This is a genomic window from Agromyces chromiiresistens (assembly GCF_029167465.1).
In the GTDB taxonomy this organism is placed as follows: Bacteria; Actinomycetota; Actinomycetes; order Actinomycetales; family Microbacteriaceae; genus Agromyces; species Agromyces chromiiresistens.
In genome coordinates this window covers 541,232-556,350 of sequence record NZ_JARFNL010000001.1, presented here as the reverse complement: position 1 = coordinate 556,350, position 15,119 = coordinate 541,232, and the positions used below count along the sequence as shown (strand labels likewise).

Here is a 15,119-nt window from a genome sequence, read left to right as displayed (position 1 = left end):
GTCTACTGAGCGCCCCCGACGTACCGGCTGGCCTCGGGCGGGCCTGCCTCGGCCTGGAGCATCCGGGCGGCTGTGGAGGACGGGAGGCACCCCGGCGGCCACGGCCATGCGAAGGGGGCCGGGTGCGCATGCACCCGGCCCCCTCCACGTCGGATTCGGGTCAGCCGACGTTCAGCGTGAACGAGCTCACCGTGCCGGTCGTGGGCACCGTGATGTCGAACCGCGTCTGGCCGCTCGCGCCCGCGGGGACCGCGAACGTGACGGTGGCCTTGCCGATCTCGTCGACCGTCGGGGTGTAGGCCCGCACGACCGGAGCCGTGGCGAGCTGCGCTCCACCCTGCGAGATCACGACGGTGCCGGCCGCCGTCTCGCTTCGGCTGAAGTCGAGCGACGACAGCAGCACCGTGACGGTCTCGCCCGGCGCGTAGGTGCCGTCGCCCTGGACGTCGACGCCGACCGCGCGCTGGGCGGTGTCGGGCTTGACCGTCTGGTTCGGCGCGGCCGCGAGATAGTCGACCATCGACTCGAGGTCGATCTTGCCGGAGTCGGCCTTGTTCGTGCCCTTGCCGAGGGTGAAGAAGTTGTCACCACCGGCAGCGAGGAACGAGTTCGCCCCCACGAGGTACGTCGCGGACAGGTCGATCAGCTCACCGTTCAGGCGCATCTCCGTGATGTGCGGCGATCCGGGCGGGACGGTGGGGTCGTACGTGTACGTGAACTCCTTGTTGACACCGAGCTTCAGGAACGGACGCGACGATCCGGTGGGCTGCCACTGCTCCTCGAGGACCTGCTTGATCTGCGCTCCGGTGAGGTTCAGCGTCACGAGGGTGTTCGCGAACGGCTGCACGTTGGCCGCCTGCCGGTACGTGACCGTGCCCGAGGCCAGGTCGGCGCGGAGGCCGCCCGGGTTCATGAAGGCGACGTCGACCTTGTCCTGGCGATCCTCGTTCAGCGACCAGAGCTGCGCATCGGCGACCAGGTTGCCGAGCGTGGACTCACCGCCGCGGTTCTCGGGGAACGACGAGGCACCGGCCGGGTCGGAGGCGACGGCTCGACCGAACGCCCCGTCGGCCGTGCCGAGCGGCACGCTGCCGAGCTCGTCGGCGACCTTCACCGCGTCGTCGACGATGGGCTTCACGGCCGGGTCGTCGGCGAAGAGCGGCGTGGTGCCGTCCATGAGGCTGAAGATCTCGTTCTTCATCGTGAACGTCTTGGTCTTGCGGTCCCACTGGATGTCCATCTTGCTGAACCGCTCGCCGTACTGTCCGCTCGAGATCACCGGCATGGGCGCGTGCTTGAACGCCGGCGAGTCCGCGGTGGTGATGACGTGGTTGTAGGCGAGGTGCGTGTGGCCCGAGACGACCGCGTCGACGTTCGCATCGACACCGAGCACGATCTTGCCGAAGCGCGAAGCGCCGTCGACCGCCGACGACTTCTCGACCGTCGCAGCACCCTCGTGCACGAGGGCCACCACGATGTCGGCCTCGCCGTTCTCGTCGTTGCCGTCGCTCAGCTGGTCGGCCACCCGGTTGATCGCCTCGGTCGGGTCCTCGACCGTGATGTCGGCGATGCCGGCCGGGCTCACGAGCGACTCGAGCTCGTCGGTGACCGCACCGACGAAGCCGATGGTCACACCGTCGAACGTCTGCGTGAAGTACTCGGGCAGGGCGGCGTCGCCCGTCGCCTTGTCACGGATGTTGGCACCGAGGTACTCCCAGTCGGCCATCGGCATCACGCGCTCGGTCAGGTCTGCGAAGCCCTGGTCGAACTCGTGGTTGCCGACCGAGCTGACGTCGAGACCGGCGGCGTTGAGCGCCTTGATGGTCGGCTCGTCCTTCTGGATGAACGACGTGAAGGTGGAGGCGCCGATCATGTCGCCGGCGGCCGCGAACACGGTGTTCGGGTTGCCGGCGCGGATCTGCTTCACCGCGCTCGAGAGCGCCGCGATGCCGCCCGACGGGGCCGACTGCTCGATGCGACCGTGGAAGTCGTTGACCGTGACGAGGTCGATGTCGACCTTGCCGGGCACGGCCTCCGAGCCGACGCCGACGAGGATCGGGTCGTGGTCGCTCGAGCGGAACGGCGTCGCCTCGGCCACCGTCTCTGCGGCGGGGCCCCAGTACTCGCGACCGGCCCACTCGGGCGAGTTGATCGACCAGACCGCGGTCTTCTGCACCCGGCTCGCCGCGGCGGGCGAGGCGATCACGTGGTCGAGCGAGCCGAGCTCGCCGTCGAACGAGTAGGTGTACTGACCGCGCGCCCTGCTGAACACGAGGTCGGTCCAGCCCGCGTCGGTGAAGACCTTGATCGGGTCCTCCTTGGCGTACGAGTTGAAGTCGCCCACGAGGTAGATCGCGTTCTTGCGGTCCTCGGAGAGCGAGTTCGCGAACGCGAGCAGCGACTCGGCCTGCTTCACGCGCTCGTCGTTGAAGGCGTCCTGCCCGGGCTCGGGCGACGGGTCGGTGCCGCTCTTCGACTTGAAGTGGTTCGCGATGACGGTCACGAACTGCTTGCCGTACTTGAACGTCTGGGCGATCGGCTCGCGCGCGATGTCCCACACGGTCTCGTCGATGATCGTCTGCGCCTCGCCGCTCGGCTTCACCGTGGCGGGCTTGTAGATGATGGCGTTCGTGATGACGTCGGTGATCGCGGCGTCGTGCAGCGCCTCAGGCGTCGTCACGTACTTCCACGTGCCGGCACCCGCCGCGCTGTTGAGCCCCGCGACGAGGTTCGCGAGCGCCTCGTCGGGCGTCTCGCCGAGCGCCGCCGAGTTCTCGATCTCCTGGAGCGCCACGACGTCGGCGTCGAGGCCGTTGATCGCCTTGACGATCTTGGCCTTCTGCACCGCGAACTCCTCTGCGGTGTCCGCGCCGCGCGCCTCCGAGTTCTCGGACGTGAGCGTCGTGAAGTAGTTGAGCACGTTGAACGACGCGACCGTGATGTCGCCGCCGACCGCGGGAGCGGTGGTGGGACGCGGGTTGCCGATGACCTTGCCCGCGGCGTCGACGCTCGCGAACGTCGGCTTCACCGAAGCCGGGCTCGCGTCGTTGATCGGGGTCCGCGGCTGCAGGCGCCACTCGTTGAAGCCCCAGCCGAGCACGTAGCCCGACGCAGGGAAGCTCGCGACGTCGCCGTTGCGCACGACGGTGCCCTTCGTGAAGTAGGGCTGGTCGCCCGGGTGAGCCGGGTTGTCGGTGCCGTTCGAGTTGCGCACGGCGATGCTGTAGCCGTCGTCGAGCAGGATGCGGCTCGCCCTGTTCGCCGCGGCGATGTCGCTCGCCGCCTTGGTGCCCGGGCGCTGCGTCTCGGTCGACTTGACCGGCATGGCGGTGCCCGCGTTCAGCCAGAGCTCGCCGAACCGATTGAGGTTGTGGCTCGAGATGACCTTGTAGGTGCCGTCGGGCACGACGAGCATTCCCTCGAAGACCTCGCGCGCCGCGTTGCCGACGGCCGTCGCGGGGAGCTTGGTGGGCGCGGGAAGCCCTGCATCCGCCTGCACGAGCTCGACGTCGGCCGCCGTGGCGGGCCGGAGCTGGGTCTGGCCGTTGAACTCCTCGACGGTGCCCGTGACGCGCACCTTGTCGCCGATCTCGACGCCGGGGTTCTCGCCGTGGAGATAGACGAAGACGCCGTCGGAGGCCTTGGGCGTGGTGTCGGGGCCGGGAGTCTGGATGAAGATGCCGTCGTAGCCGCCGACGCGGTGGTCGGCCGTGACGACGCCCTCGGTCACGACGGCCTGGCCGACGAGCGGGCTCGCGGCGACGTCGGTGCCCTGGATCTGGGCGATCGTCTTGGCGACCGGCAGCACCGGGCCGCCCGGGCTGCCCGAGTTCTGCGGCGTCGGGGTCGCCGTGAAGGAGAAGTCCTTCGAGTTGTCGTCGGTGTCCTTGAAGTTCGTGCGGACGATGCTGCCGGGGTCGGAGTTGGAGCCCGGGTAGGCCGCGGCGGCCGTCTCGAAGTTCAGCGAGCCGCCGTAGCCGACGTAGTCGGCGACCTGCGGGTTGTTCACGACCGAGCCGTTGCCCGGGTTGATCGCCGAAGCGGTCTTCGCGAGGAAGAGCGAACCCGTCGTGCCGCTCGGCGCCACCGAGAACGAGGCGTCGGGGGTGGGCAGCGCCGCACCGGTGCCGCCGTTGCTGTTCAGGCCGATGAGGTAGTACCCGCCCGACTCGATGGTGCCGGTCAGTGCGCCGACCCCGCTCGAGGCGCCGGTGCTCGTCGCCGAGCGGTACTGGATCGACCACCCCGAGAGCGAGACGTCGGCATTCGTCGGGTTGTAGAGCTCGACGAACTTGTTCTGAAACGGCTGGTTCGCGCTGCCGCCGCGCGCGTAGACCTCGTTGATCACGACACCCGAGCCGTCGACCGCGGCGAACGCGGGCGCGGCGCCGAGCACCCCGGCGACGAGCGAGCCCGCAGCGGCCAGGGCCACCGCGGACAAGCAGTTGATTGTGCGACGTTGCATGACTCTCCTCATAGGACGATCACACCTCCACCTCGGATACGGCACCGAGTCGAGCGCGCCGGCGGCGGGGCGATGTCCCGTAGCCTATGACCGGCCTCAGGCCCTGCCAAGGGGATTCAGGCCCCGTTCGCCGCGATTTCATAACGGAATCCGTGACTGCTGCTCAGATGAGCAGAGCCCCCGATGAACCCCGCGCGAATGAGCAACGACGGCGCCCGATACGCTGGATCGACCATGCTGACCGCCGTCCTGTCGCTCACCGGAGCCTTCGTCTTCGGCTCGGCCGACTTCCTCGGCGGACTCGCGGCGAAACGCCTCGGCGCGGTGCTCGCGACGGCGGTCTCCGGGCTCGCGGGCCTCGTCGCCCTCGCCATCGCGGCGCCGCTGATCGGGGGCGTGCGCGCCCCGGCCGACCTCTGGTGGGGCGCGGCGGCCGGCGTCGCCGGCGCGGTCGCGATCGGCCTGCTCTACGCGTGCCTCGCGATCGGGCCGATGTCGATCCTCTCGCCGCTCACCGCGCTCGTCTCGGCCGTCGTGCCCATGGCCTGGGGGCTCGCGACGGGCGGCTCGCTCGGCCTCCTCGCGTACTGGGCGCTCGGCATCGCGCTCGTCGCAGTCGTGCTCGTGGGCTTCGTGCCCGAGCGCGGCGCGGTCAGGCCGAGCATCACCGGCATCGTGATGGGCATGGGGTCGGGCGCCGCGATCGGGGCGTTCTTCATCATCATCGACCAGACCGCCGACGAGAGCGGGCTGTGGCCGCTGCTCGTCAACAGCGCGGTGACCGCGGCGATCATGTTCGCGGTCGCCGGGGCGCTCGCACTGCTGGCGCGGTCGCGGGCGGCAAGGATGCCTCGGCGCGACGACGCCCAGCTCGATGCCGTCGCCGCGGACCGCCGGACCGGCCTGCGCATCGCGATCGCCTGCGGGCTCGTCAACGCCGCCGCCAACACGCTCCTGCTGCTCGGCATCCGCGCCGGTGAGCTGGCGATCGCGGCAGTGCTCGGCGCCATGTACCCGGCCGGCACCATCCTGCTCGCAGCGCTCGTACTGAAGGAGCGCATCGCGCCCGTGCAATGGGCCGGCCTCGTGCTCGCGCTCGTGGCGGCGGGCATGCTCGCGGTCGCGTGAGGGCGCGACCCGACCACCTCCACCGGTCGGGCAGCGCCCGACGACATCTCCACCGGTCGGGCAGCGCCCGACGACATCGGACGCGTATCGAAACCACTGGCCCGGTCTCGGCGAGGGCTCACCGGGTCGAGGCGCGTCGCGGCTCCGCGCAGGAGCTCCTCAACCAGCCGCCGAACGTCAGAGCCTGACGACCTCGGTGACCCGCACGACGGCGACGCCCTCCTCGGCCGACGCCTCGAGGTCGACGTCGGCTCGGATGCGCCAGTCGTGGTCGCCGGCCGGGTCGTCGATGGTCTGCTCGACCCGCCACATGCCGCTCGAGGCATCCGTCTCGTCGATGGCGACCATGCGCGGCGACCTGGCCGCCGGCCCCGTGCCGATCTCGTCGTGCTCGGCGTAGTACCGGTCGAGCGCGCCGGGCCAGTCCGCCTCGGGGTCGAGCTCGGCGAGCTCGTCGTCGCGCTCGAGGGCCGCGAGCTGCACCCGGCGGAACAGCTCGTTGCGCACGAGGACCGTGAACGCGCGCCGGTTCGTGACGACCGACGGGGGCGCCGGCGGGACGACGGCCCGCTCGTCCTCGGGCAGGTGGGCGGCCGGATCGATGAGCTCGGCCCACTCGTCGACGAGGCTCGAGTCGACCTGGCGCACGAGTTCGCCGAGCCATTCGATGAGGTCGTAGAGCTCCTCGTCCTTCGCGTCGTCGGGCACCGTCTGGCGCACGGCGCGGAACGCGTCGGAGAGGTAGCGCAGCACCAGGCCCTCGCTGCGGGCGAGCTGGTAGTACGAGACGTATTCTCCGAACGACATGCTGCGCTCGAACATGTCGCGCACGACCGACTTCGGCGAGAGCTCGAAGTCGCGCACCCACGGCTGGCTCGACGCGAAGGTCTCGAACGCCTGGTGCAGCAGTTCGTCGAGCGGCTTCGGCCAGGTCACCTCCTCGAGCGCCTCCATGCGCTGCTCGTACTCGATGCCGTCCTGCTTCATGGCGGCGACCGCCTCGCCACGCGCCTTGAACTGCTGCTGCGAGAGGATCGGCCGCGGGTCGTCGAGCGTCGACTCGATGATCGAGACGACGTCGAGGGCGTAGTGCCCGGTTCCGACGCCGTCGTTCGCCGTGCCGGTCGACGCGGGGTCGAGCAGCTCGATCGCCGCGAGCGCGAACGGCGACAGCGGCTGGTTGAGTGCGAAGTTCGGCTGCAGCTCGACGGTGAGGTGCAGCTCGACGCCGAGCCCGCCGCCCGCCGAGTGATTCCGTTCCGACCGGGTGTGGCCGTCGGCACGGGCACCGTCGGCGGAAACGGACACGCTCGACGAAGCGACCGGCGCGATCACCACGACGCCCGCGTCGCGCAGCGTGCGCAGGATCTCGAGCGCACGGCGCGCGAGCTCGAAGCGGCGGGCACGCGTCTCGTGGTTGTCGAACACGAGGGCGCGGATGTCGCCGACGACGTCGCCGCCGCGCGCGATCACGTTGATGAGCATGGCCGCCGTGAGCTGCAGGTGCGGCGTGAGCGCCTCGGGCACGGCGGTGATGAGCCGGTCGAACGAGACCTCGCTCCAGGTCACGAAGCCCGCCGGGGCCTTCTTGCGCACGACCTTCTTGAGCTTCTTCGGGTCGTCGCCGGCCTTGCGCAGTGCGACCTCGTTCTCGATCTCGTGGTCGGGCGCGAGCACGACGACGGTGCCCGCGGTGTCGTACCCGGCGCGGCCGGCCCGCCCCGCGATCTGGTGGAACTCGCGCGCGCTGAGCTGGCGCATCCGCTGGCCGTCGAACTTCGAGAGCGCGGTGATGAGCACCGAGCGGATGGGCACGTTGATGCCGACGCCGAGCGTGTCGGTGCCGCAGATGACCCGCAGCAGGCCGCGCTGGGCGAGGGTCTCGACGAGCCGGCGGTAGCGAGGGAGCATCCCCGCGTGGTGCACGCCGATTCCCGCCCGGACGAGCCTCGAGAGCGTCTTGCCGAAGGCCGTCGTGAAGCGGAACCCGCCGATCGCCTCGGCGATCTCGTCGCGCTGCTCACGCGTGACGACGCGGATCGACGACAGTGCCTGCGCCCGCTCCATCGCCGCCGCCTGCGAGAAGTGCACGATGTAGACGGGAGCCTGTCGGGTCGCGAGCAGGTCTTCGACGGTCTCCTGCACCGGCGTCTTCGCGTACGAGAAGTGGAGCGGGACGGGGCGTTCGACACCCGTGACCTGCGCGGTGGGCCGGCCGGTGCGCCGCGAGAGGTCGTCGGCGATCGCCTCGACGTCGCCGAGGGTCGCCGACATGAGCACGAACTGCGCCCGCGGCAGCGTGATCAGCGGCACCTGCCATGCCCAGCCGCGGTCGGGGTCGCCGTAGAAGTGGAACTCGTCCATGACCACCTGGTCGACGTCGGCGTCGGCGCCGTGACGCAGCGCGAGGTTCGCGAGGATCTCGGCGGTGCAGCAGATGATCGGGGCGTCGGCGTTCACCGAGCTGTCGCCCGTGACCATGCCGACGTTCGCCGCCCCGAAGACCTCGACGAGCTGGAAGAACTTCTCGCTCACGAGCGCCTTGATCGGCGCCGTGTAGTACGAGCGGCCACCGCGGGCGACGCACGTCGCGTGGGCGGCGACGGCGACGAGCGACTTGCCGGTGCCGGTGGGCGTCGAGAGGATGACGTTCGCGCCCGACACGATCTCGATGACCGCCTCGTCCTGCGCCGGGTAGAGGGCGAAGCCGCGGTCGTCGGCCCACTCGACGAAGGCGTCGTACATCGCGTCGGCATCGTACGGGCGCGGCGCGCGGTCGAGCAGGGGCTGGGTCATCCGTCGAGTCTGTCACGGCACGCCGCCTCGCCCGCTCGCTGGACTCCCGACCGGTCCTGACATCGGAGGTATCGCCACTGGCATTCGCCGGATTCATTGACGCCTGTGAAGAATGCCCCTAGCGTAAGCCGCGATAGATCCGATGTTTATGCCGGTTCTCGGCTCGCCACGCACGACGGACAAGGGAGTTCCCCAGTGTCAGAACAGATCGCCGCACCATCGCGCCCGCCCCGACGGGCGCGCCGCCTCCTGCAGACGATCGCCGGCGCAGGACTCGCCGCGCTCGCCCTGTCGACCCTCACCGCCATGCCGGCGCACGCCGCCGAGGCCGTCACGGTCTACGTCGCCCCGGACGGCGACGACGCCGCGACCGGCGACTCGGCCGAGGCATCCGTGAAGTCGCTCGCGCGCGCGCAGGAGCTCGTGCGCGACGCTCTCCCCGGCGGTGCGCCGGTCACGGTGCAGCTCGCCGAGGGCGAGTACTACCTCGACGAGACGCTCGCGCTCACGAACGCCGACTCGGGCAGCGAGGCGGCTCCCGTCCGCTGGGTCGGCGCAGGCGACGGCTCGACGCTGAACGGCGGGCGCAAGCTCACCGGCACGTGGACGCCGACCGCATCCGACCCGGGCATCATGGTCACCGACGTGCCGGCCGGCATCGACTTCGACGAGCTCTTCGTCGACGACGCCCGCCAGGTCATGGCGCGCTACCCCAACTGGGACGCAACGGCCAAGCGCCTCGAGGGCACGACCACGATGGCGACGCTCAACACCCGCTCGGCCGGCTGGGCGGAGCCGACCACCGGCTACGTCAGGGCGATGCACTGCCACGACTGGGGCAGCGTGTCGTTCACGATCGAGGGACGCAGCGCCGATGCCCTGCAGCTCGACTTCGTCGGCGACAACAACCGCCCGCAGGACTGCGGCTCGGGCCTGCCGATGAACAGCGGCGCCGTGATGGTCGAGAACATCCGCGAGGAGCTCGACGCCGCGAACGAGTGGTATCTCGACCGCGAGGCGAACAAGCTCTACCTGAAGCCCGCCGCGGGCGTCGACCTCGGCGCCGCGACCGTCGAGGTCGGCGAGCTCCACGAGCTCGTGACGCTCACGGGCGACTCGCCCGCCGCCCCGATCCACGACATCGCCTTCGAGAACCTGGCCTTCGAGCGAACCCACCGCACGCTCTTCGACAGCACCTTCGAGAGCCTCGCGCGCGGCGACTGGTCGGTCGTCCGCAAGGGCGCGGCCACCGTGAAGAACAGCCGGGACGTCACGTTCGCCGACTCGTCCTTCACCGACCTCGGCGGCAACGGCGTCTTCCTCGACGGGTACAACAGCGGTACGAAGATCACCGCGAGCCGGTTCGAGGACAACGGCGCCACCGACGTGCACGTCGTCGGATCCCCCGCCGCCGTGCGCGACTACGCGGGCAACTACTTCACGACCCCGCGCATCACCGATCTCGAAGCCGGACCGAAGACCGAGGACTACCCGCGCGACGTGCTCATCGAGGGCAACATCATGCGCAACAACGGGCGGTACGAGAAGCAGACGTCCTCCGTCAACATCTCGATGGCCCTCGGCGTCACGGTGCGCGGCAACTCGCTGTCCGACAGCCCGCGCGCCTGCCTGAACTTCTCCGACACCACGTGGGGCGGGCACCTCGTGCAGGACAACGACATCTTCGACTGCGTGCGCGAGACGGGCGACAACGGCTCGATCAACGCGTGGGGCCGCACCCGGTTCTGGAAGACGGGCGCCGCGAACAACGCGTTCGCGAGCCTCGCCGACGGCGTCGAGTTCATGGGCAACACGGGCGGCGCCCTCACCGCCGAGCAGGCGCGGGAGATGATGAAGCTCGACACGATCGAGCCCATCACGATCGACCACAACCGCTTCTGGCACGACGGCGACTGGGCGATCGACCTCGACGACGGCTCCTCGAACTTCGTCATGACGAACAACGTGCTGCTGAAGGGCGGCGTGAAGCTGCGCGACGGCTTCGACCGCACGCTCCGCAACAACCTCATCCTCGACGGATCGACCTACGAGCAGGTGAGCTACATGCCCGGCGGCGACGAGATCGACCACAACATCACGCTCGGACGCATCCCCTACGACAACGTGCTCAACGACCCGGCCCGCGCCCAGTACGCCATCGGCAAGAACCTGTTCTGGAACGCGGGGGCGGCGATCGACATCCGGCCGCGCGGCGGCGTCACCGAGAAGCTCTCGGTCGACGGCAGCTCGCTCAACACTGCGACGAGCTGGTACGCGGCGGGCCTCGACCGCGATTCCAAGGTCGGCGACCCCGCATTCACGAGCACCGACCCCACGGGCGACTACGACTTCACCGTCGGGGATGCCTCGCCCGCGGTCGCCCTCGGCTACGAGAACATCCCGATGACGGGCTTCGGCGCACCGGGAGGCGCGCTGCCGCCCGAGGCGGTGCTCCCGACCGGCACCACGGCGCCCGACCCGATCGAGCTCGCGAGGCGCAAGTACGTCGAGCGGCTCTGGGGCGGCAGCATCGCGAACATCACCACGACCGCCGAGCAGTCGTCGTACGCGATCAGCGACTTCAAGGGCGTGAAGTTCGTCGCCGTTCCCGGCGGCAGCCTCGCGGAGGCCGCGGGCCTCAAGGCCGACGACCTCGTGCGCACGATCAACGGCACCGCCGTCACCGAGCAGCGGAACTCCTTCTGGCAGGCGTACAACGCGCTGCCCGCCGGCGAGCCGATCACGCTCGGCGTGCGGCGCGCCTCGACCGACGTCACGATCACGCTCACCAAGCCGACCGAGCCCGAGCTGCTCAACAACACCTCGGGCGTCGTCTACCGCACGGCCGCATCGCCGACACGCGAGACCTGGCTCTGGCGCGACGCCGCGCGCGGCGGCGGCGGGGCCTGGCTCGACGACATCGACGCGACGCAGAACCTCGGCGACTCGTGGGAGTTGACGTTCCACGGCACCGGCATCGACGTGGTGTCGCAGATCAACAGCGACCTCGGCAACGTCGACATCAGCATCGACGGCGAGTTCCTGAAGACGCAGTCGTTCGCGAACCCGACCCGACTGCACCAGCAGACGGTGCTCTCGATCGACGACCTCGAGCCGGGCGTGCACACGATCAGCGGCACGATGAAGTCGGGCAGCTACATGATCGTCGACGCCTTCCGCACGCACCCCGTCGTGCCCGACGGAACGGCGCCGACGGTCGCGCTCGCCACCTCGCCCGACGTGCCCGAGAGCGGCTGGTTCACGGGCGGGGTCACCGTCACCGCGACCGCGACCGACGAGGTCGACGCGGCGCCCTCGATCGAGATCTCGACCGGGTCCGGCTGGCAGCCCTACACGGGGGCGATCGCGATCACCGCCGAGGGTGCGACCACCGTCACGGCCCGCGCGACCGATGCATCGGGCAACGTCTCCGACGAAGCCACGCTCACCGTCCGGCGCGACACGGTCGACCCCGTCACGACGGCGAAGGTCGACACGAAGAAGCGCATCGTGACGTTGGCCGCCACGGACGCGGCGTCGGGCGTCGACCGCATCGAGTACCGCACCGGAGACGGCGGGTTCCAGCCGTACTCGGGCCCGATCCAGGTCGGCAAGTCGGTGACGACGATCGAGTACCGCGCGGTCGACGCGGCGGGCAATGCCGAGACGTCGCGCACGCTCGAACTCGAGCGCAAGGCGGGGCCGAAGGGCTGATCGCGGGAGAACGGGGAAGCCGGCCCGCACCTCGTTTCGGGTCCGAGGTGCCGGCCGGCCGCGATCGCCGTCGTCCGCGGTGACAGTTCCCCCTGCAATGCCGCGGCGACGATCTGAGGTCAACGCTACGCAGCGGCCGCCCGTCGAGGATCAGGGTTGTCCCTGAACCTCGGCGGGCGGCTCGCGTGCGGCCGGGTCACGCTCCCGCGAGCGCCGACCTGGCTGCCGCCGTCGCCATGCCGACGATCGCGGCGCGCCGCCGCCCGACCCGCGCGGCGCGACCGGCGGCGCGTCCGCCGGCACCCGGCACGAGCAGCTCGTCGAGCTGCGCGAGCACCGGCCAGCCGTTGACGAGCGTGACGATCGTGAGCAGCAGCTCGCCGGCGGTGTCGCGGTCGACCCCGGGCAGCATGCCGGCGAAGCGCTCGGCCTTCTCCTCGTGGTAGCGGCGGCGCTCCGCACCCGCTGCGGGCGCGGTGCCGAGTTCGAGCCCCTCCCAGGCGACGAGCCTCGGGATGACTCCGTCGGCGATGTGGTGGTCGAAGAGCCTGCCGGCGTAGTCGCCGACGGCCTCGGGGCCCTCGCCCGTCATCGGTACGTCGTCCATCGTGGCCCGGAGCCTCGTTGCGAGGACCGTCTCGAACAGTTCGTCCTTCTTGCCGAAGTACTGGTAGATGCGCTCCTTGTTGACCCCGGCCGAAGCCGCGATGCGATCGATGCGCGCCCCGGCGAGGCCGTGCGCGCTGAACTCCTCGGTCGCCGCGTCGAGCAGGAGGCGTTTCGTGCGCTCGGTGTCCCAGGCCATGCGGCCATCCTAGCAATTTCCAACTGAACAGTTGCGATTCAATGCTCGTCGTGCTTCAATTACAACCATTCAGTTGGAAATTGAGGAGCAGCACCCATGGACACCACCGTCCCGACGCATCCCGTCGCCGCCCAGGCCCCCGCACCCACAGGCGCACCCACAGTCGCACCCGCACCCGCGGCGCCGCCCTCCGTCCACGTCCGGGCGATCATCACGTGGCTGGCGATCTTCCCCCTCGTCGCCGTCGGCATGCTCGCGCTCGCACCGGTCGCCGAGTCGTGGCACCCCGTGCTGCGCGCGCTCGTGCTCACGCTCGTCGTGGTGCCGACGGCGGTCTACGTCGTCGTCCCGCAGCTCATGCGCGGCTACGGCTCGCTCCGCCGCCGCGCCGCCCGACGCCGCGCCGCCCGCCGCTGACTCAGGGCCGGAGCGTCGGCCGCCAGACCCCGCGCGGGTCGCCGCCCGTCACCAGCTCGACGAGCGCCTCGAGCAGCCGGAAGGGCAGCAGCGCCGCGAGCTGCACGAGCACGAGCGGCCCCAGCAGGGCGATCGAGAAGGTCAGCGTCGCGACGAGTCCCGCCAGCCGGCCGTGCACGAGCACGGCGAGCGCGACCACCGGCCAGGCGAGCAGCCAGGCCGGGTACCAGAACGCGGCGACCGAGGCCGCGACGAGCACGAGCGCACCGACGACGGCCTGCACCACGAGGGCCCACCCCCGGGCTCCGCCGAACCAGCGCTCGCGATCGGCCGAGACCCACGCCCACATGAGCCGGGCCCGCAGGCGCGGCACGCCCTGCTCGCGCAGCGCCGTGCGGAACACCCGGTCGTCCTCCCGCCGCTGCTCGAGCGCCGCCCGTCGGTCGCCGAGCGCGTCGGCCTCGCGCGAGCGCGCGTCGTGCAGCACGGCCGGCGCCGACTGGCGCCCGTAGCTCGCGATCATGCCCCAGAGCGGCGTCGGCACCGAGGCGAGGTCGGTCGAGAAGCCGGCGAGCGGCGGGGATGCCTCGCCGCGGGCGGGCACCCGATACCGGCGACCCGTCTCGGGGTCGAGGTAGGCGAACGCCTCGGTCAGCTCGAACCGCGAGGCATCCGCCGGTCGTTGCGCGAGCACCAGCTCGGCGAGCGGTGCACCGTCGTCGGCGAGGAACGGCATGGGCGACCTCCTTGGCTCTCCCCCATCATCGCGCCCGGCGCCGTCATCCCAGGGAGTGCACGAGCGCGAGCCCGAGCAGCACGGGCAGGCAGCCGAGCGTCGTGATGAAGACCGTGTCGCGCGCGACGATCTCGGCGGTGTCGTAGCGCTGCGCGTAGTTGAACACGTTCTGCGCCGTCGGCAGCGCCGCGAGCACGGTGACCGCGTACAGGGCGGTGGCATCCAGGCCGAAGACGAATCGGCCGAGCAGCCACGCGACGACCGGCATCGCCACGAGCTTCAGCGTCGTCGCGAGCAGCACGTCGCGCCGGCCGGTGCCGGCCGCGAGCAGGCGCTGGCCGTTGAGCGACATGCCGAACGAGATGAGCATGAGCGGCACGGCCGCGTGCCCGATGAGTTCGACCGGCTCGAGCACGATCGGCGGCAGTTCGATGCCGGCCACGGCGACCGCGACGCCGAGCAGCGAGCCGACGATGATCGGGTTGGTGAACGTCGACCGCACGATCTGCCACGCCGAGGTCCTGCCCTGCACGCGGGCGCCGAGGATGGCGAGCGCGACCGGGGCGAAGAGCAGCAGCTGCAGCAGCACGATGGGCGCCGAGTACGCGGCGTCGCCGAGCATGTACACCGCGATCGGGATGCCGAAGTTGTTGCCGTTGACGTAACCGGAGGCGAGCGAGCCGATCACCGTGCGCTCGAGGCTGCGTCGCCAGGCGAGCATCGACACGAGGCCGAAGACGACCATCATCGTCACCGCGGCGAGCGCGGAGACCGGCAGCAGGGCCGAGAACAGGGCCCCGACGTCGGCCGTCGCGAGCACCGAGAACAAGAGGAACGGCGCGAGCACGCTGAAGTTCAACCGGGCGAGGATCGGCCGGGCCTCGGGGCCGACGACGCCCGTGCGGGCCGCGAGCCAGCCGACGAACACGGCGAGCGCGATCACCGCGAAGCCCGTGAACACCGATCCCATCGGTTCGAGCCTATCCGGGAGGCCTCCGGCGCGCGTCGGGACGGTCGCCGCGCCCGCCTCGACCCGCCGGAGCACTGGCCCCGGGCCC

General features: G+C 70.8%; 8 protein-coding genes. 3 read left to right on the top strand and 5 right to left on the bottom strand.

Annotated features, from left to right (window positions below; all coding sequences use genetic code 11):
- Nucleotides 1-160: 160 nt before the first annotated feature.
- The gene (locus tag PX701_RS02385; protein WP_275505377.1) at nucleotides 161-4,465 is read right to left on the bottom strand and encodes an ExeM/NucH family extracellular endonuclease; all 4,305 of its coding nucleotides are present in this window, start codon (nucleotides 4,463-4,465) and stop codon (nucleotides 161-163) included.
- A 234-nt stretch (nucleotides 4,466-4,699) separates the two neighbouring features.
- Between PX701_RS02385 and PX701_RS02380 the strand changes: the two genes are divergently transcribed.
- Nucleotides 4,700-5,593 (top strand): DMT family transporter, encoded by an 894-nt coding sequence (locus PX701_RS02380; protein WP_275505376.1) that lies wholly within the window; start codon nucleotides 4,700-4,702, stop codon nucleotides 5,591-5,593.
- A 177-nt stretch (nucleotides 5,594-5,770) separates the two neighbouring features.
- On the opposite strand, the gene PX701_RS02375 is transcribed toward PX701_RS02380, so the two are convergent.
- Nucleotides 5,771-8,389: a DEAD/DEAH box helicase gene (locus PX701_RS02375; protein WP_275505375.1), complete on the bottom strand. Its 2,619-nt coding sequence runs from the start codon at nucleotides 8,387-8,389 to the stop codon at nucleotides 5,771-5,773.
- A gap of 195 nt (nucleotides 8,390-8,584) precedes the next feature.
- Here PX701_RS02375 and PX701_RS02370 point away from each other — a divergent pair, with 195 nt between their 5' ends.
- A complete protein-coding gene (locus PX701_RS02370; RefSeq protein WP_275505374.1) occupies nucleotides 8,585-12,103 on the top strand; it encodes an OmpL47-type beta-barrel domain-containing protein in 3,519 nt (1,172 codons plus the stop codon).
- A 196-nt stretch (nucleotides 12,104-12,299) separates the two neighbouring features.
- Here PX701_RS02370 and PX701_RS02365 read toward each other — a convergent pair whose 3' ends face one another.
- A complete protein-coding gene (locus tag PX701_RS02365; protein WP_275505373.1) occupies nucleotides 12,300-12,908 on the bottom strand; it encodes a TetR/AcrR family transcriptional regulator in 609 nt (202 codons plus the stop codon).
- 96 nt (nucleotides 12,909-13,004) lie between these two features.
- Here PX701_RS02365 and PX701_RS02360 point away from each other — a divergent pair, with 96 nt between their 5' ends.
- Nucleotides 13,005-13,325, top strand: coding sequence for a putative antibiotic biosynthesis monooxygenase (locus PX701_RS02360; RefSeq protein ID WP_275505372.1), 321 nt, complete (start codon nucleotides 13,005-13,007; stop codon nucleotides 13,323-13,325).
- A gap of 1 nt (nucleotide 13,326) precedes the next feature.
- Here the strand turns inward: PX701_RS02360 and PX701_RS02355 are convergent, their stop codons facing one another.
- Both PX701_RS02355 and PX701_RS02350 read right to left on the bottom strand, forming a co-directional pair.
- Nucleotides 13,327-14,061: a DUF1353 domain-containing protein gene (locus tag PX701_RS02355; RefSeq protein ID WP_275505371.1), complete on the bottom strand. Its 735-nt coding sequence runs from the start codon at nucleotides 14,059-14,061 to the stop codon at nucleotides 13,327-13,329.
- A gap of 43 nt (nucleotides 14,062-14,104) precedes the next feature.
- Nucleotides 14,105-15,031 (bottom strand): AEC family transporter, encoded by a 927-nt coding sequence (locus PX701_RS02350; protein WP_275505370.1) that lies wholly within the window; start codon nucleotides 15,029-15,031, stop codon nucleotides 14,105-14,107.
- Nucleotides 15,032-15,119 lie beyond the last annotated feature (88 nt).